The sequence below is a fragment of the Cobetia amphilecti genome (genome assembly GCF_032923285.1).
Lineage (GTDB): Bacteria > Pseudomonadota > Gammaproteobacteria > Pseudomonadales > Halomonadaceae > Cobetia > Cobetia amphilecti.
This window is the reverse complement of record NZ_CP136695.1, coordinates 3,720,111-3,737,976: the sequence shown is the minus strand read 5'-3', so window position 1 is coordinate 3,737,976 and position 17,866 is coordinate 3,720,111. Positions and strand designations below refer to the sequence as shown.

Sequence of the window (17,866 nt, the reverse complement as noted above, 5' to 3'; positions counted from 1 at the left end):
TGGCAGGAGACCTTCATGTCCGACACCGCGTATCAAGAGATCAATTTCGATGGCCTGGTCGGCCCGACCCACAACTACGCCGGCCTGGCGCATGGCAACGTGGCCTCGATGCGCCACGGCGGGCTGGCCTCCAACCCGCGCGAAGCCGCGCTGCAGGGCCTCGACAAGATGAAGTCGTTGGCGGATCTGGGTTATGCACAGGGGATTTTACTGCCGCAGCAGCGCCCGGACCTTGGCGCACTGCGTGATTTAGGCTTCACCGGCAGCAACGCCCAGGTGTTGAAGGCGGCCAGCGAGCAGGCCCCGCAGCTTCTGCGCGCGGTGTGTTCCGCCTCCAGCATGTGGACGGCCAACGCCGCCACCGTCACGCCGTCGCGCGACAGTGGTGATGGCCGCGTGCATTTCACGCCGGCCAACCTGCAATCCAGCTTCCATCGCTATCTGGAGCCCGCGACCACTGGGCGCATCCTGGGCGCCATCTTCGCCGACGATGGCCACTTCGCGCATCACCCCGCGCTGCCCGCGACGCCGGCCTTCTCCGATGAGGGCGCCGCCAACCATGCGCGGCTGTGCGATGGCCACGGCGGGCCGGGCGTGCATCTCTACGTTTATGGTCGCCAGGCCTTCGGCGGTGATGGCGTCGAACCGCGTCGCTATCCGGCGCGCCAGACGCTGGAAGCCAGTCAGGCCGTCGCGCGTCAGCATGGCCTGAGCGAAGAGCAGGTGGTGTTCGCCCAGCAGCACCCGGACGCCATCGATGCCGGCGTCTTCCACAACGACGTCATCGCGGTGGGCAATGGCCCGGTGCTGTTCTATCACGAGCTGGCCTTCCGCGATGAAGAGGCGGTGCTTGACGAGATTCGCGCCAAGCTGTCCACGCCGCTGATCCCGATCCGCGTGCCGTTGGAAGCCGTCAGCCTCGAGGATGCCGTCTCCTCCTACCTGTTCAACTCGCAGCTGCTCTCCAACGACGATGGCAGCATGACGCTGGTGGTGCCGGGCGAGTGTCAGGAGAACGAGGCGGTGTGGAACGCGCTGCAGAATGCGATTCTGGCCGGCCCGAATCCGATCGGCGAAGTGCTGGTCAAGGACGTGAAGCAGAGCATGCGCAACGGCGGCGGCCCGGCCTGTCTGCGTCTGCGCGTGGTGCTCAGCGACGCCGAGCGCGCCGCGCTGTCCGGGCGCGTGATGATGACCGATACGCTGCACGCCGAGCTGGGTGACTGGGTCAAGCGTCACTACCGTGACAGCCTGACACCGGCAGACCTCGCCGATCCGCAGCTGGCCGAGGAGACACTGACGGCACTGGATGAGCTGACGCGGCTGTTGAAGGTCGGCAATGTCTACGCCTTCCAGCGCTGATCGTCCCCGCTGAAGTCCACAACGACACAGCCCCCATCGGTCTCGCCGGTGGGGGCTGTGTCGTTGTGGATAGGTGGTCTGAGAGTTGAGATCTGAAATCTGAGAGGCGGATGCCGTGGCGCGACTCAGGCCAGTTGTGGCTGGATCACGCGCGTGGGCTCGCGGCGCACCGGCCAATGCACGATGGCGGCCAGCAGACCGAAGATGCCGCTGGAGATCCACAGCAGGTCGTAGCTGCCGGTCAGCTGATAGACCACGCCACCGCCCCAGGCCCCCAGGAAGGCACCGACCTGATGGGCGGCCAGCACCATGCCGAACACGAAGGCCTGACGCTTCTGGCCGAAGTAGAGCGCCACGGCCTGGCTGGTCAGCGGCACCGTCGACAGCCACAGAATGCCCATGATCGCGCCGAAGGCGTAGAGCAGCATGCTGCTGGGCGGGATGACCACCATCGCCATCACCAGCGCGGCGCGGCACAGATAGATCAGCATCAACAGCTGCGGCGGGTGACGGCGGCCGCCCCAGGCACCGAACAGGATGGTACCCGCGATATTGAGCGCGCCGATGATCGCCAGCGTGTTGCCGGCCACGTTCAGGGGCAGGCCGCAGGCGACCACGAAATTGGGCAGGTGGGTGGCGATGAAGGCGACGTGCACGCCACAGACGAAGAAGCCGCCGGCGAGCGCCAGAAAGCGCCGGTCCTGCAGCAGCGGGCCCTGGCTCGGAATATCCTCCGCCGGTGCCTCACTGCCGGCCGGCGGGCGACGCAGCAACGACAGGGCCATGGGAATCAGCAGCAGACAGCTGGCGCCGAGAGCCAGCATGGCGATCTTCCAGTCGATCAGCACCAGCATCGGGGTCGCGACCGAGTAGATCAGCTGCCCGAAGGAGCCGCCGGCCGAGGCGATGCCCAGCCCGATGCCACGATGCTGAATGGGAACCACGCGCGTGACGGCAGCCAGCACCAGCGGGAAGGTGGTCGCACCGATGCCGATGCCGGCCAACACGCCGGCGCCCAGCATCCACACCGTCGGGGTCGGCCAGAGGGCGGTGACGCCCATGCCGACCGCATAGCACAGGCTACCGACGAGGAAGACGCTGAGCGTGCCGAAGCGGTCCGACAGCTTGCTGGCGATGGGCGCGGCCAGTCCGAAGACCAGATTCTGGATGGCGAGCGCGAATGACAGACTCCCCATGCCCCAGGTGAGTTCGCTGGCCATCGGTGGCAGCATGAAGCCCATGGCCTGCCGCGCGCCGGTATTGATGGCGAGAATCAGCGCTGCCAACGTGATCGCTGCCTTCCAGTTCAGTTGCATGTCTGGCCCACCCCTGTCGTTACCATTGTGCTGCGGACTCCACTGCCTGTGGGCGGAAGATCACCTTGAGACCTTGGTCTCTATATTCCACTTTATTCTCATGGATGGGCGCATCCCGAATACGTCAACGACGGTAGCAGAAGCGACAGCGCAGTCGTTGCTTGTCATGTACGGTCGTGCCGCGGTCGTGGCGCGGACGTCGCCAACCCCGCCACCTCAGGAGGTAGTGATGCATATCGGTCTGCTGCAATGCGATGACGTGAATCCGGCCCTCATCGAGCGGCACGGCAACTATCCCGCCATGTTCCAGGCCCTGCTCACGCGCAGCGACCCGGATATCCGGCTCAGCGTCTGGCGCTGCCTGGATGGCGAGTTTCCCGAGCAGCTGGATGCCTGCGATGGCTGGCTGATCACGGGGTCAAAACATGGCGTCAATGATGGGCTCGCCTGGATCACGACACTGTGCGAGTTCGTCCGGCGCGTGCATGCGGCAAAGCTGCCGCTGGTCGGTGTCTGCTTCGGCCATCAGGTGATCGCCAGGGCCTTGGGGGGCGAGGTGGAGAAGCATGCGCGCGGCTGGGGTGTCGGCCTGTCGTTCAATCGTGTCCGTGCGCAACGCCCCTGGATGCAACCGCCGCAAACGGGGCTGGATCTCATCGTCAGCCATCAGGATCAGGTCAGTGTCCTGCCTGCCGATGCCCGGGTGCTGGCGGACAGCGCCTTCTGCGCCTTCTATCTGATCGAGGTGGGCAGCTGCCTCGGCGTGCAGGGGCATCCCGAGTTCAGCCCCGCCTATTCACGTGACCTGATGAGGTTGCGTCGCGAACAGATCGGCGAACATCGCGTGCGCGAGGGCGAAGCCTCCCTGAGTGTCGCACCAGACAGCGCCGTGATGACGCAATGGATGCTGGCCTTCATTCGCCACTGGCGTTGAGGCCTGACCAGCGCAGGGCGCTTTTTTCACGAGCCGTCAGGAACCGACAGCAGCCATCAGGCGTCGGCAGGGACTGTCAGCTATCAGGCGCCGCCAGGCATCGGTGACGAATCGTGCCCGGCTTGCGTGGAATCCACTGCCGATCGCCCCCCGCGAAACGCTATACTGTCATGCATGTCACATGCGCTGTTTACCATGGCGGGTGCCATATCCCGGCCTGGTGACATGCCCCGGTCTCGCGACACTACACTGTTTCCCGTTTGGCACCATGGTGCTGAGTCGTGACCTGTAGAATTTCGCCATTCGGGGTATGACAATCGCGCAGCCTGCCCGACATGCAACGTGCCGTTCGCCCCCTGACACCGGACACACGCAGCGTCAGTCTACTGACGCCATGTCGAGTCGTGCCGTCGCACCGCTCTGTATCCCAGCTCTGTATCTCAATCCTGTCCCTGCTTCATGCTCCTGAGGAGAAGCCCCTTGGCCAACTTCACTCTGAACGGCAAGGCCGTCAGTCTCGAGGTCGATCCGCAAACCCCGCTGTTATGGGTGCTGCGTGAGCACCTGGGTCTGACCGGCACCAAGTTCGGTTGCGGCATCGCCCAGTGCGGCGCCTGTACCGTGCACCTGAACGGCACAGCGGCGCGTACCTGTGTCCTGCCGGTTCTGGCCGCCGAAGGTGGTGACATCGTCACCATCGAGGGGCTGGCCGAGAACGATGACCACCCGCTGCAGCAGGCCTGGGTCGAGGAGCAGGTGCCGCAGTGCGGTTACTGCCAGTCCGGCCAGATCATGCAGGCCGCCGACTTCCTCAAGAACACGCCCGACCCCACCGATGAGCAGGTCACCGCCGCCATGGCCGGCAACCTGTGTCGCTGCATGGCCTACGTGCGCATCCATCGCGCAGTGAAGCGTGCCGCCACCATCGCCAATGAGCGTGCCACCAGCCAGGTGAGCGGTCAGCAGACCGACGCCACGGCCGCGACTGCCGGCGTCGGCACCTTCGATCCGCGTGCCACGGCAGGCACCGTATCCCATTCTGCTGTCGAGGAGACGTCTCATGGCAAGGTTTGATGACAAGCTGGCCGCGCATCAGCGCGAGCTTGCTGCCGCGCACAAGACTTCCTCGAGCCGCGGCGGTATCACGCGGCGTGGCTTCCTGATCGGCAGTGTGGCGGGTTCCACCATGCTGGCCTTCGGCGTGTCCGGCGCGGCGCTGGCCGCCGGGGCAGACGGCAAGGGTTCGGCCAGCGAGACGCTGTCCGCCGGCGCCTTCGAGCCGACCATGTGGTACGCCATCGCCACTGATGGCACCGTCACCGTGCATATCACCAAGTCCGAGATGGGCCAGCACGTCGCCACCAGCCTCGCGCGTCTGGTGGTCGAGGAGCTTGAGGCCGACTGGGACAGCGTCAAGGTCGATTACGTCGACAGCGCCCCCAAGTGGGGCTACATGATCACCGGCGGCAGCTGGTCGGTTCACCAGAGCTACCAGCCGCTGTCACAGGCCGGCGCGGCGGGACGTATCGCGCTGATCGAGGCGGGCGCTCAGCAGATGGGCGTGGCGGTCGAGAGCTGCAAGGCGCGCAAGGGTCGCGTCATCAGTGGCGATCAGTCGCTGAGCTATGGCGAGATCGTCGCGGCGGGGCTGGAGCGCAGCTTCTCCGAGGAGGAGCTTGCGGCCATCGAGCTCAAGCCGGCCTCCGAGCGTCGCGTGCTGGGCACCAGGGGCAACGCGCTGGACGTGCCGCCCAAGACCAACGGTCAGGCCGTCTACGGCATCGACTACACCCTGCCGGCAGAGATCGAGGCGCGTGTCGGCAAGACATTGCATGCGCGTCCGGTGATGCCGCCGAGCCGCTTCGGCTGCAAGGTCACCGCCGTCGATGACAGCGAGGCCCGCAAGGTCATCGGCTATCGCCAGACCATCGAGCTCAAGGACCCGTCCGGCATCTGCCAGGGCTGGCTTGCGGTCATCGCCGACAACTTCTCGGCGGCGATGCGCGCCACCGATCTGCTCAAGGTCGAGTGGAGCAAGGGCGACAGCTACCAGGTCGACGAGACGGCGATCCAGGCCGAGGGCCAGCGTCTGGTCAGCTCGCCGAGCCGCGACAATGGCTCGCTGCTGGTGGATCAGGGCGATCCCGCGCCGCTGCTCGAGAATGCCGCCACCACGGTGGAATCCACCTTCACCACCTCAAGCGTGCTGCACTTCACGCTGGAACCGGCCAATGCGCTGGCCTACGAAGAGGATGGCCACTGGCACATCCACTGCGGCAACCAGCAGCAGTCCCTGCTGACCTCGCTGGTCACCAAGGCGCTGGAGCTCGAGGAAGGCAAGGTCACCCATCACCAGCTGTATCTGGGCGGTGGTTTCGGCCGTCGTCTGCACGGTGACTACGCCGTGCCGGCCGCGCTGGCCTCCAAGGCCGTGGGGCGTCCGGTGAAGATGATCTTCACGCGCCCGGATGACAGCCGCTTCGATTGCGTGCGCTCGCCCTCGGTGCAGCGCCTGCGTTCCGGTCTCGATGCCGAGGGGCATGTCGTGGCCTCCGAGCACGCCGCCGCCGCCGGCTGGCCGACGGCAGCCCTGATGCCGGCCTTCATGGCAGAAGCCATTGAAGGTGGCGGCAAGCTGGACTCCTTCTCCATCAGCGGCGCGGACCACTGGTACAACGTCGGCACCCAGCGTGTCTGGGCGCAGCAGAACAAGGTCGCCCACGAGGCCTTCGTGCCCGGCTACCTGCGCTCCGTCGCACCGGGCTGGACGCTGTGGGCGGTCGAACAGCATATCGATGAGCTGGCGCTGGCGGCCGAGCAGGACCCGGCCGAATTCCGTCTCGCACTGCTGGACGCCGAAGGCCGCAACGCCGGCAAGGCGCCGGTCAGCACCGGCGGTGCCGAGCGTCTGCGCAACGTGCTCAAGCGCGTGATGGAGAAGTCCGGCTGGAGCGAGCGCGACAGCCTGCCGGCAGACACCGGCATGGGTGTGGCTCTGAGCTTCGGTCAGGAACGCAGCATGCCGACCTGGGTGGCCTGCGTGGCACGGGTCAAGGTCGATCGCGCCACCGGCGAGGTCAAGCTCGAGAAGCTGACCAGCGTGGTCGATGCCGGTACGCTGGCGCATCCGGATGGCGCCATGGCACAGCTGGAAGGCTCGCTCCTGTGGGGCGTCTCGATGGCGATGCACGAAGGCACCGAATACCGCGAGGGCGGCCCGGTGGCGCAGAATCTGGGCGCCTACCAGCCGCTGCGCATGCATCAGGTGCCGCAGATGGATCTCGAATTCGTCGACAGCACCGAGATGCCTGTCGGTCTCGGCGAGCCGGGCACCACGGTGGTCGCACCGGCGATCGCCAACGCCATTCAGCATGCGGTCGGCGTGCGCCTGCGTGACCTGCCGATGCGTCCGGCGGCGCTCAAGGCCGCGCTCAGCGAGGCCTGATCCTCCCCGGTGAATGCCTCTGATACCCGCCACTCCGGCATGCCCGGGTGGCGGGTTTCGTGTCTTCAGACCGGGCGCAGGCTTCTGATATGAGAGATTATTGATGCAATACCTTGATCTTGAAGTGATCCATCAGGCGATCGACTGGCTGGCACCCGCAGATGGCGAGCCATCCGCGGGCCCGATCTGGCTGTGCACGGTGCTGGCCACCTTCGGCTCCTCACCGCGTGAGCCGGGCACCTGGCTGGTGGCGCGTGCCGATGGACAGCATCGTGGTTCGCTGTCCGGCGGCTGTGTCGAGGAGGACTTCCTAGCGCGCCTGGCTGACGGGGAATTCACCGCGCCCGCCCAGGTGATCCGCTATGGCGAGGGCGGCCATCAGGGCGCGGGGATCGCCTTGCCGTGTGGCGGCATTCTCGACGTACTGGTCGAGCGCTTCACGGCCTGTGACGCGGACATCGCGCATCTCGAGGCGCTGCGCGCGGCACTCGAGGGCCAGACGCCGCGTCTGCGGCAGGTGATGCTGGAGGGAGATGGCGCGCGTACGCTTCAGCACGACAGCGGGCTGGGGGAGCGGGTCGAACCACTCAAGGGCCACGCGGGTGAGGCGTGCGGCTATCAGCTGCGGGTCGGGCCGGTGGCGCGTCTGCTGCTGGCGGGCCTCTCGCCGGTAGCGGAAGCCTGCGCCGCCTTCGCCGTCAGCCTCGGCTTCGAGGTGATCATCTGTGAGCCACGCGAGGAAGTGCTGGCCGACTGGGATGCTCGCAAGGCGCCGCTCGAGGGCGTCAGCCTGCGCCGTGAGTTGCCGTCACGTTTCATCGCCGCCGGCGGCTGTCATGCCGCCACCGCCGTGGTCGCGCTGACCCACGACCCGCGTATCGATGATCTGGCGATGATCGAGGCGGTACGCCAGCCCGCGTTCTATATCGGCGTGATGGGCTCGCTGCGTACCTCAACGGCGCGCGCCGAGCGGCTGGCACGCAGCGGTGGGCTCAGCGCCGAGGAGATTGCGCGCATCGTGATGCCGATCGGGCTGAATCTGGGCAGCAAGACACCGGCCGAGATCGCGCTGGCGGTGATGGCCGATATCGTGCGCATCCGCCGTGGCCGCGCTCGCGAGAGCCTGTGAAACCGCTCAGGGGGCAGTCAGGGAGGTCGGCCATGAATGAGTCGATCATCCTGGTCATGGCCGCGGGGCAGAGTCGCCGCTTCGGCAGTGACAAGCGTCAGGCGCGTCTGGCGGATGGCCAGACACTGCTGATGGCGACGCTGTCGCGGGTCATGTCCTGTGAGGTGGACTGGCGTCTGCTGCTGCGTGAGGACGACGATCCCGTCGCATTGCTGGGAGAGGCGTTCGCGTGTGAGCATGCCGGGCGAATCTGGCGTGCGCCGCAGGCGGGCAATGGCCTCGGTGCCAGTCTCGGCGATGCCTTCCGTCAGCTCAGTGGTGAAGCGGCATTGGCGCATGTGCAGGTGGCAGCAGTGTGGCTGGCGGACATGGCGCAGATCACGGCGCAGACCTTTCATGTCCTTCAGGCCGAGGCCCAGGCAGATGGCGTGCATATCGTGCGACCGAGGCTTGAAGGCGAGGACAGCAGGCCCGGGCACCCGGTGCTGTTCGGGCGGGCGCTGTGGGCAGAGCTTGCGACACTTGAGGGCGGCGAGGGCGCGCGTGAGGTGATCACGCGACATCGCGAGGCGCTGCGTGAGGTGGCAGTCGGTGATGTCGGTATCCATCACGACATCGACACGCCTGTGATGCTGAAGCTCAGAGACTGAGACAGAGGGGCTTAGACAGAGGGACTGAGACTCAGAGGCTGAAACTGAAAGAAGTCACGTGCGCTGGAAACAGGCTCCCAGACAGCAAAAGGCCCCGTCACCCTGGAGTGACGGGGCCTTTTGCTGTCTGCCTATCGCGTTACAGCGTGCGCATATCCAGCAGCTTGATGCTCTGGATACGCGGCTCGCCCCAGCTCAGGTCGAGCACCCACTCGGCGTCGAAGTGCGTGTGCAACACGCTGCCATCGCGCATGGCGGCACGGTGCTCTCCGCCCATGCGCAGGGTGGCGCTGTCGAGGCTGTTGCGCTGCGCACGCACCCAGCCGAGTGCATGGCCATTGACCAGCAGCTCGCTGCGACGCTGCTCCCAGTTGGCCAGGTACTCGCTGCCGGTCAGGGTTTCATCCAGCAGCTGGATGGAAGCCTCCTCGCCCAGCAGTTCCGCCAGTTCGAGAGCAGGCGCCATGCGGTTGAGCATGGAGAACCAGCGGTGCGCGAAGTTTTCGAGTTCGGCCTCGAGGGCCAGATCATTGAAGGTATCGGCGTACATGGCACCTGCTCCCGAGTGGGTAAATATTGATGGGCATTATGCCGAGAGTCGTGAGCAGTAAACATGCCACGAACGGAATGGCAGTGTTGCCAACGGGGAGTCAATGCTTCAACGGTTGCTGAAGCCGCGACGCCCCGTGGCGTTTGCCTGTTCTCGATCTCTCGGGAGAGTGGTCGTATCAATGACTGTGGCGGCCTGACTCGCCATTGCTGTCCGGCATGGCAGTGTCCTGATGCGCCTCACGTTTCTCGACCAGGCGGCGGATACCGACATAGAACAGCGGTGTCAGCAGCAGGCCGAACACGGTGACGCCGATCATGCCGGAGAACACCGCCACGCCCATCGCCTGACGCATCTCGCTGCCGGCACCGGTGGCCAGTACCAGCGGCACCACGCCCGCGGTGAAGGCCACCGACGTCATCAGGATGGGGCGCAGACGCAGGCGACAGGCCGTCAGCACGGCGTCCAGACGACTCTGGCCAGCATGTTGCTGCTCACGAGCGAACTCGACCAGCAGGATCGCGTTCTTGCACGCCAGCGCCACCAGCACGATCAAGCCGATGCGCGTGAAGATGTTGTTGTCGCCCCCCGTCAGCCAGACACCGGCCAGCGCCGACAGCAGTGTCATCGGCACGATCAGGATGATCGCCAGCGGCAGCGACCAGCTCTCGTACTGGGCGGCCAGCACCAGGAATACCAGCAATACCACCAGCGGGAAGATGTAGATCATGGTGTTGCCGGCCAGTACCTGCTGGTAGGTCACCTCCGTCCACTCGTAGCCGATGCCCTGTGGCAGGTTGTCGGCCAGCACTTCCTCGATGGCGGCCTTGGCCTGATCACTGGAGACACCCGGCGCCGGCGAGCCGCTGATATCGGCGCTGACGAAGGTGTTGTAGTGCATCACGCGGTCCGGGCCGGTGGTCGGTGTCACCTTGACGAAGCTGCCCAGCGGAATCATGCGGCCGTTGTCGCTGCGCACCTTGAGGTTGCGGATGTCATCCGGGTCGAGACGCGCCGACTGCTCGGCCTGGGCGCGCACCTGATAGGTACGCCCGAAGCGGTTGAAGTCATTGACGTACAGCGAGCCCATGTACACCTGCAGAGTCTCGAAGGCACGTTCCACCGGCACGCCCATGATCATCGCCTGCTCGCGATCCAGATCGATGTCGTACTGCGGCACCTGGATGCGGAAGCTGGAGTAGACACTGCTCAGGCGCGGGTCAGCATTGCCCTTGGCGGTGATGGTCTGCACGGCGGAGAACAGCTCATCGAAGCCCTTGTTGCCACGGTCCTGCAGCTGCAACTTGAAGCCCCCCGTAGTGCCCAGGCCCAGAATCGGTGGCGGCGGGAAGACGGCGACGAAGGCCTCGTCGATCCCCGCGAATTTCTGGTTCAGCTGAGCGGCGATCGCCTGACCGGAAAGCTCGGGCGACTGTCGCTCATCGAAGTCCGCCAGGGTCGCGAACACGATGCCGGAGTTGGAGGCATTGACGAAGCCGTTCACGGAGAGCCCCGGGAAGGCCACGGTGTGCGCCACGCCCAGTGTGTCCAGCGCCAGCGCCTGCATCTCGTCGATGACCTCGGAGGTGCGGTCGAGGCTGGCGGCGTCCGGCAGCTGGGCCATCGCGACCAGGTACTGCTTGTCCTGCCCCGGGATGAAGCCGCCGGGCACGCTGTCGAACAGCTTGCCGGTGGCGCCGAGCAGTACGACATACAGCAGGCCGACGATGACACCGAAGCGCAGCAGTTTCTTGATCAGGCCGGTATAGCCGTTGGCCATCGCATTGAAGGCGCGGTTGAACGGCGCGAACAGCCAGCGACCGAACAGGCCATCGATGACGCGGGTCAGCCAGTCAGGCTTGGCACCGTGGGGCTTGAGCAGCAGAGCCGACAGCGCCGGTGACAGCGTCAGCGAGTTGAAGGCCGAGATGAGCGTCGAGATGGTGATGGTCAGCGCGAACTGCTTGTAGAACTGACCGCTCAGGCCGCTGATGAAGGCCGTCGGCACGAATACCGCCGTCAGCACCAGCGCGATGGCGATGATCGGGCCGGTCACCTCACGCATGGCGATCTGGGTGGCCTCGATGGGTGAGTGACCCAGCTCGATGTTGCGCTCGACATTCTCCACCACCACGATGGCGTCATCGACGACGATACCGATGGCGAGCACCAGCCCGAACAGCGACAGCGTATTGATCGACACTCCCATCAGCTGCATGACCGCAAACGTCCCGATCAGCGAGACCGGCACCGCGATCAGCGGGATGATCGAGGCCCGCCAGGTCTGCAGGAACAGGATCACCACGATCACCACCAGCAGGATGGCCTCGAACAGGGTGTCGATGACCGCCTCGATGGAGCCGCGCACGAAGACCGTCGGGTCGTAGACGATGTCGTAGCTGACGCCATCCGGGAAGGCGTCGGACATCTCACTCATGCGCTCACGTACGGAATCCGACAGTGCGATGGCATTCGAACCGGGACGCTGGAAGATCGGCATCGCCACGGCATCCTTGCCATCCAGCTGCGCGCGCAGCGAATAGCTGTCGGCGCCCAGTTCGACACGCGCGACATCCTTCAGGCGTATCAGGCGACCGTCTTCATCGACACGGATGACGATGTTCTCGAATTCCTCGGTGCTTTCCAGACGGCCACGTACATTGAGAAGACGCTGGAACTGGTTGTCGTCAGGCGAGGGCTGGGCACCGACGGAACCGGCGGCGACCTGCTGATTCTGGGCCCGCAGGGCACTGATGATGTCACCGGCAGACAGGCCCCGCGCCGCCACGGCGTCCGGGTCGAGCCACACGCGCATCGAGTACTCGCCGGCACCGAACAGCTGCACGTCACCGACCCCCTCGAGACGGGCGAGATTGTCCTTCAGGTTCAGGCGCGCATAGTTGGACAGCCACAGCTGGTCATAGCGGCCATCCGGGGATGTCAGGTGGACCACCATCGTCAGATTGGGCGAGGCCTTCTCGGTGGTGATGCCGAGTTGCTGCACTTCCTGCGGCAGACGCGGCGTGGCGCGAGCCACGCGGTTCTGCACCTGGACCTGGGCCTTGTCCAGATCGGTGCCCAGCGCGAAGGTCGCGGTCAGGGTCAGATTGCCATCGGAGGTCGCCTGGGAATCCATGTACAGCATGCCTTCGACGCCGGTGATCTCCTGCTCCAGCGGCGTGGCCACGGTGGAGCCGATGACCTCCGGGTTGGCGCCCGGATAGTTGGCGCGCACCACCACGGTGGGTGGCACGACTTCGGGATACTCGGAGATGGGCAGCTTGAACAGCGACAGCAAGCCGCCGATGACGATCAGGATCGACAGCACCGCGGCGAAGACCGGGCGCTTGATGAAGAAGCTGGAGATATTCACGAACGGCCTCCGGCTGCCTGACGGTCAGCCTCGGCCAGTGTCGCGGCGTCCTGATCGTTGTGCTGATCCAGCGGCTGGGCGGTCTGCTGCTGCAGGCGCGAGATACGCGCGGCGAGTGCCTTGAGGGCACCGTCATCGGGCATCTCGACCAGCTTGGGGGTGATCGGCATGCCCGGACCTGCCTTGGCAGGCCCCGCGGCCAGCACGCGGTCACCGGCGGCCAGGCCATCGGTGACGGCACGCAGGGGGCCGAAGCGCGGGCCGGTGGTGATGCCGCGGTAGGCGAGGGTGTTGTCCTCGGCGACCACCAGCACGAACTGACGGTCCAGATCGGTGCCGATGGCGCGTTCCGGAATCAGCACGGCATCACGGATCTCGGGCGAGGCGAGACGCAGGCGTGCAAAGGCGCCCGGACGCAGGGCGGCATCATCGGCGCTGAAGGTGGTGCCGATCCGCAGGGTGCCGGTATCGATATCGACGCTGTTGTCGATGAAGTCGAGCTCACCGTGGAAGGGGAAATCCTGCTGACCGGCCAGCTGCAGTTCGACCGGCAGGTGGTCATCGGCGCTGACGTTCGCGAAGTCCTGGTTCCAGGTCAGCTCGCTGATGTCGATATAGGCGTCCAGCTGGCGGGTCTCGACCAGCGTGGTCAGCACGCTCTGGCCAGCCTGCACGGTGTTGCCACGCGTGATGCGCGCATTGGACAGGCGACCATCGATCGGGGCGCGGATGGTGGCGTAGTCCAGATCCAGACGGGCACGCTCGAGCTGGGCGATGGCGCCCTTGAGCTGTGCATTGAGACCGGTGGCGGTAGTGCTGCGCGAATCGGCTTCCTCGCGGGAGATCAGGTTGCGCTTGACCAGACTGGCGGCGCGACCGGACTCGCTGCGGGCATTGGCCAGCTCAGCCTTGATGCGTGCGACTTCCGCTTCCAGACGCTGAACCTCGGCCTTGAAGGGGCGCTGATCAAGACGTACCAGCGGCGTGCCGGCGCTTACCTGGCTACCTTCGGTGAACAGCACTTCTTCGACTTCGCCGCTCACGCGTGGGCGCAGTTGTACGCGCTGGGGAGATTCCAGGCGCGTGGTATAGGTGTGCCAGGCCGCCACCGGCTGCGAGATGGCAGCGACGACTTCCATCGTGGGGGGCGTCTGTTGCGCGCTGTCGTTCGCTTCACCACTGCCTTCACTGCAGGCGCTGAGCGTCAGCAGGCCGCCGAGGGTCAGCAGCAGGGAAGAAGCGATACGAGAAAGGCGCGCCGGACGTGAGTTCAGTCTCGACATGGGAATCTACCGTTGCAGAAGGAGTTGCCCGGCATCCTAGAGAGACTGCGCATTATCGATAAGTCCCATCAGACACACTGCTTTGATGCTGAAATTGCACCAATTGTGTAGATGGCATGCTTTCCACGTGATGCGCTTGAGCGATTGGCCCTGTTCAGGTCGTGACAGGGTTGTCACAAGACAGGTGGCTGAATGTCACTGAACACTGCCTCAACGCAAAAACCCCGCGGCAGATGCCAACGGGGTTTGTTGTCGAACATGTCACTTGTGTCTATTGCCGCTCATCTCATGGCGCAGACATCACGACATGGCTGGCATGCCGCTTGAGTCGAACTTACTGCTTCTCGCCGAAGTACTTGGTATGGATGGTGTCGTAGGTGCCATCGGCCTTCAGCTCTGCCAGGGCGCCGTTGATCTGCTCGGCCAGGTCCTTGTCACGCTTGCGCATGGCGATACCGAAGCCGTCGCCGAAGTACTTCTTGGGCTCGGTGACCACTTCACCGACGGCCTTGTAGTTGCCGTTGCCGCCGTCGATCAGGGTGGACTTGCCGACCGGGAAGTCGAGGAAGGCGATATCGAGGCGACCCGCTTCCATGTCCAGCACCAGGTCATCGGCGGTGGTGTAGCGCTTGACCTCGGCATTCTTGCCGTAGAGATCGGTGACGTAGTTGTCCTGCAGGGTGCCGCGCTGCACGCCGATGGCCTTGTCAGCCAGGGCTTCCTGGGAGGTGGCGCTCAGCTCGCTGTCGGACGGGGCGAACCAGGCGGACGGCGGGGTGATGTAGGTGTCGGAGAACAGCACCTTCTCGCGGCGTTCCTCATTGATGGTCATCGAGGACATGATGGCGTCGTACTTGCGCGCCATCAGGCCGGGAATGATGCCGTCCCACGCCTGGATGACCCACTCGCAGTCGCGGTTGATCTTCGCGCAGATGGCATTGCCCAGTTCGATATCGAAACCGGTCAGCTCACCATCGGGCGTCTTGTATTCCATCGGCTCGTAGGGCACGTCGACGCCGATGCGCAGCGATTCGGCCGCCTGAGCGCCACCGGCCATCAATGCTGCACCCAGCAGGGAGATTCCCAGAAGCTTCTTCATGTCAGTCCCATCCATCATTGTTGTTGGTCATACTGGCTGATCAGTGGCATCAGACACTCCCTCCTGAACACCAGCCGTCTGAGCCGCGGACATAAGGGGGCGTGTCATGCCAGTGGCTCCACACTAGCCCAGACCGAGGCTGTGGTGAAGAGGGTCAATGGACAAATTCAAACGGTCGTTAAACGAGATGAATTCCTGCCGTTATATCCTGATATAAAAAAAGCGCCCTACAAAGGGCGCTTTTGACGTTCAGCTTAACGGTTTCAAGTGCGCCAGCAGGCGTTTCTCCAGTTGCCGGAATATGGCAATGATGGTGAAGGTCAGACACAGGTAGATGGCGGCGACGAACAGGAAGGCCTCGAAGGGCGCGTAGAAGCGTGCGTAGATGTCACGCGCGGCGCCAGTGAGGTCCAGAAGCGTCACCACGCTGCAGATGGCACTGGCATGCAGCATGAAGATGACTTCATTGCCGTAGGCCGGCAGGGCGCGTCGGAAGGCACTGGGCAGAATGATGCGACGCATCATCCTGGCGCGTGACATGCCGTAGGCACGCGCTGCCTCCATCTCGCCCTTGGGGGTCGACTGGATGGCACCGTGGAAGATCTCGGTGGTGTAGGCCGCGGTATTGAGCACGAAGGCCAGCAGCGCCGGCACGAAGGGATCACGGAAGTAATCCCACAGCCAGGTCTCCTGGATGCTGGGCACATGCACGCTGGTCACGCCCAGCGAGATGTCGAAGCCATCGAAGAACACCACGCCGTAGTAGATCAGATAGAGCTGGATCAGCAGCGGCGTGCCGCGGAAGACGTAGGTGTAGAGATAGACCGGCATCTTCACCCAGCGACGACGCGAGCCGCGCATGATCGCCAGCGGCACGGCCAGTATCAGGCCGATGAGCAGCGCCAGACACACCAGCTGCACGGTGGTGACCAGCCCTTCCCAGTAGTGCCACAGGGTGGTCGCGGTGAAGATGTAGTTGTCGCTCAGCGCATCCTCGAGCATCTGACCCAGCTGGGCGATGACGCCTGAGGGGCCTGCATCATTCAGTTGTTCCATGCGCTGGCCTCCCCGAATCCGGCGTTATAGCGCTTCTTGAGACGTGCCAGCCCCCATTCGGACACGGTGGCGATCAGCAGATAGCCCGCCGCGACCGGCAACAGGAAGGTGAAGGGCTCGTGGGTCGCCTTGGCAGCCTCACTGGCGACACGCACCATGTCGACCAGCCCGATCACCGACACCAGGGCGGTGGTCTTGAGCAGTACCATCCAGTTGTTGCCCAGCCCCGGCAGGGCGTGGCGCATCATCAGCGGGAAGCGGATGCGCTTGAAGACCTTCCAGTCGTTCATGCCATAGGCGCGCCCGGCCTCGATCTGCCCGGCATCCACCGCCATGAAGGCGCCACGGAAGGTCTCGCCCATGTAGGCACCGAAGATGAAGCCGATGGTGACGACGCCGGCAGTGAACTCATCGACATTGACGAAGACGTCGATGTCGTAGCTGTCGTACAGCCAGTCGGTGACCATGTTGATGCCGATCTGGCCGCCGAAGAACAGCAGCAGCATCAGCACGATATCGGGCACGCCGCGGATGATGGTGGTGTAGAGCGTCGCGAGCCAGCGCAGAGGCGTGGAGCGCGACATCTTGGCCGTCGCCGTCAATAGCCCCAGCGCGATGGCCAGCAGCTGGGCCAGCACGGCCAGCTGCACCGTGACCCAGGCACCTTCCAGCAGGCTGGGCCCGTAGCCTTGTAGGTCAATCATGGGAAATCTCCCGTGAAGCGCCGAATAACCCGTTCAGCGGCTTACTGGTGGTTGTCGGACGCAGTGGCGGCGCTGGCGAAGTACTTGTCGTTGAGACGCTTGAGCGTGCCATCGGCCTTGAGCGCTTCCAGGGCACCATCGATGGCCTTCTTGAGGTCGCGGTCGCGCTTCTTCATGGCGATGCCGAAGCCGTCGCCGAAGTACTTCTTCGGCTCGCTGATGGCGCTGCCGGTGTTGACGAAGTTGCCGTCATTGGCGTTGACCAGGGTGTCCTGACCGACCGGCAGGTCCAGGAAGGCGACATCGACGCGGCCGCTGTCCATGTCCAGCACCAGGTCATCGAGCTTGGTGTAGCGGCGCACTTCTGCCGTGCGGCCGTAGAGGTCGGTGACGTAGTGATCCTGCAGGTTGCCGCGCTGCACCCCGATCACCTTGCCCGCGAGCGCCTCGGCATCCAGGGTATCCGCGCCCGCCAGCAGGCTGTCCGCCTTGACGAACCAGCCGGACGGCGGCGTGAAGTAGGGTTCGGAGAACAGCACCTGACGCTCACGCTCCGGATTGATGGTCAGCGCCGACATGATGACGTCGTACTTGCGCGCCATCAGGCCCGGGATGATGCCGTCGAAGTCCTGCTCGGTCCATTCGCAGTGAGTGGCGAGCTGGGCGCAGATGGCGTTGCCCAGTTCGATCTCGAAACCGGTCAGCTCACCGCTGGGCAACTTGTAGCCGAAGGGCGCGTAGGGCACGTCGATGCCCAGGCGCAGCGGGTCCGGCACATCGGCCGCCTGGGCGGCGCTGGTGGTGATGGCGAAGGTGGAGAGGCCGAGGGTGATACCCAGCAGGGCACGTGTCGCGAACTGTTTCATTACTTGTCATTCCTGAAGTCTTGGACACCTCGAGGCTTGCCGTTGGCGTGGCGCTCGCGGTGCTGAATCATGTGCCGGTCACGGGATCACCGTGCCGGG

Annotated in this window: 14 protein-coding genes; 6 read left to right on the top strand and 8 right to left on the bottom strand. The window is 64.8% G+C overall.

Annotated elements, in window-relative coordinates; genetic code table 11:
* Window positions 1–15 precede the first annotated feature (15 nt).
* Window positions 16–1,362, top strand: coding sequence for an N-succinylarginine dihydrolase (gene astB / locus R1T44_RS15890; RefSeq protein ID WP_284727191.1), 1,347 nt, complete (start codon window positions 16–18; stop codon window positions 1,360–1,362).
* Window positions 1,363–1,487: 125 nt separating this feature from the next.
* Here the strand turns inward: astB and R1T44_RS15885 are convergent, their stop codons facing one another.
* Window positions 1,488–2,678, bottom strand: coding sequence for an MFS transporter (locus tag R1T44_RS15885; RefSeq protein WP_284727192.1), 1,191 nt, complete (start codon window positions 2,676–2,678; stop codon window positions 1,488–1,490).
* A gap of 229 nt (window positions 2,679–2,907) precedes the next feature.
* On the opposite strand from R1T44_RS15885, the gene R1T44_RS15880 reads away from it, so the two are divergent.
* The 5 genes from R1T44_RS15880 (at window position 2,908) to R1T44_RS15860 (ending at window position 8,836) form a co-directional block, all read left to right on the top strand.
* Window positions 2,908–3,612: a glutamine amidotransferase-related protein gene (locus R1T44_RS15880; RefSeq protein ID WP_284727193.1), complete on the top strand. Its 705-nt coding sequence runs from the start codon at window positions 2,908–2,910 to the stop codon at window positions 3,610–3,612.
* Window positions 3,613–4,092: 480 nt separating this feature from the next.
* Complete coding sequence (locus tag R1T44_RS15875; protein ID WP_064503317.1) at window positions 4,093–4,686, top strand: (2Fe-2S)-binding protein; 594 nt, start codon at window positions 4,093–4,095, stop codon at window positions 4,684–4,686.
* On the top strand, window positions 4,673–7,057 hold the full coding sequence (locus tag R1T44_RS15870; protein WP_284727194.1) for a xanthine dehydrogenase family protein molybdopterin-binding subunit: 2,385 nt from the start codon (window positions 4,673–4,675) through the stop codon (window positions 7,055–7,057). The genes R1T44_RS15875 and R1T44_RS15870 overlap by 14 nt, the downstream gene beginning before the upstream one ends.
* Window positions 7,058–7,160: 103 nt before the next feature.
* Entirely contained in the window at window positions 7,161–8,186 is a 1,026-nt protein-coding gene (locus tag R1T44_RS15865; protein ID WP_284727195.1) for an XdhC family protein, read from the top strand.
* A gap of 32 nt (window positions 8,187–8,218) precedes the next feature.
* Complete coding sequence (locus R1T44_RS15860) at window positions 8,219–8,836, top strand: nucleotidyltransferase family protein (RefSeq protein WP_284727196.1); 618 nt, start codon at window positions 8,219–8,221, stop codon at window positions 8,834–8,836.
* A 139-nt stretch (window positions 8,837–8,975) separates the two neighbouring features.
* On the opposite strand, the gene R1T44_RS15855 is transcribed toward R1T44_RS15860, so the two are convergent.
* From R1T44_RS15855 to R1T44_RS15825, 7 genes are all read right to left on the bottom strand, one after another.
* On the bottom strand, window positions 8,976–9,386 hold the full coding sequence (locus R1T44_RS15855) for a hypothetical protein (RefSeq protein ID WP_284727197.1): 411 nt from the start codon (window positions 9,384–9,386) through the stop codon (window positions 8,976–8,978).
* A gap of 178 nt (window positions 9,387–9,564) precedes the next feature.
* Window positions 9,565–12,759, bottom strand: a complete 3,195-nt coding sequence (locus tag R1T44_RS15850) for an efflux RND transporter permease subunit (protein ID WP_284727198.1) — start codon at window positions 12,757–12,759, stop codon at window positions 9,565–9,567.
* On the bottom strand, window positions 12,756–14,042 hold the full coding sequence (locus tag R1T44_RS15845; RefSeq protein WP_284727199.1) for an efflux RND transporter periplasmic adaptor subunit: 1,287 nt from the start codon (window positions 14,040–14,042) through the stop codon (window positions 12,756–12,758). The genes R1T44_RS15850 and R1T44_RS15845 overlap by 4 nt, the downstream gene beginning before the upstream one ends.
* 334 nt (window positions 14,043–14,376) lie before the next feature.
* Window positions 14,377–15,141, bottom strand: a complete 765-nt coding sequence (locus R1T44_RS15840) for a transporter substrate-binding domain-containing protein (protein ID WP_153636493.1) — start codon at window positions 15,139–15,141, stop codon at window positions 14,377–14,379.
* A 249-nt stretch (window positions 15,142–15,390) separates the two neighbouring features.
* Entirely contained in the window at window positions 15,391–16,143 is a 753-nt protein-coding gene (locus R1T44_RS15835; RefSeq protein WP_284727238.1) for an ABC transporter permease, read from the bottom strand.
* A gap of 41 nt (window positions 16,144–16,184) precedes the next feature.
* Complete coding sequence (locus R1T44_RS15830; RefSeq protein ID WP_043334396.1) at window positions 16,185–16,901, bottom strand: ABC transporter permease; 717 nt, start codon at window positions 16,899–16,901, stop codon at window positions 16,185–16,187.
* Between the two features lie 41 nt (window positions 16,902–16,942).
* Entirely contained in the window at window positions 16,943–17,767 is an 825-nt protein-coding gene (locus R1T44_RS15825; RefSeq protein WP_284727200.1) for a transporter substrate-binding domain-containing protein, read from the bottom strand.
* Between the last annotated feature and the right edge of the window lie 99 nt (window positions 17,768–17,866).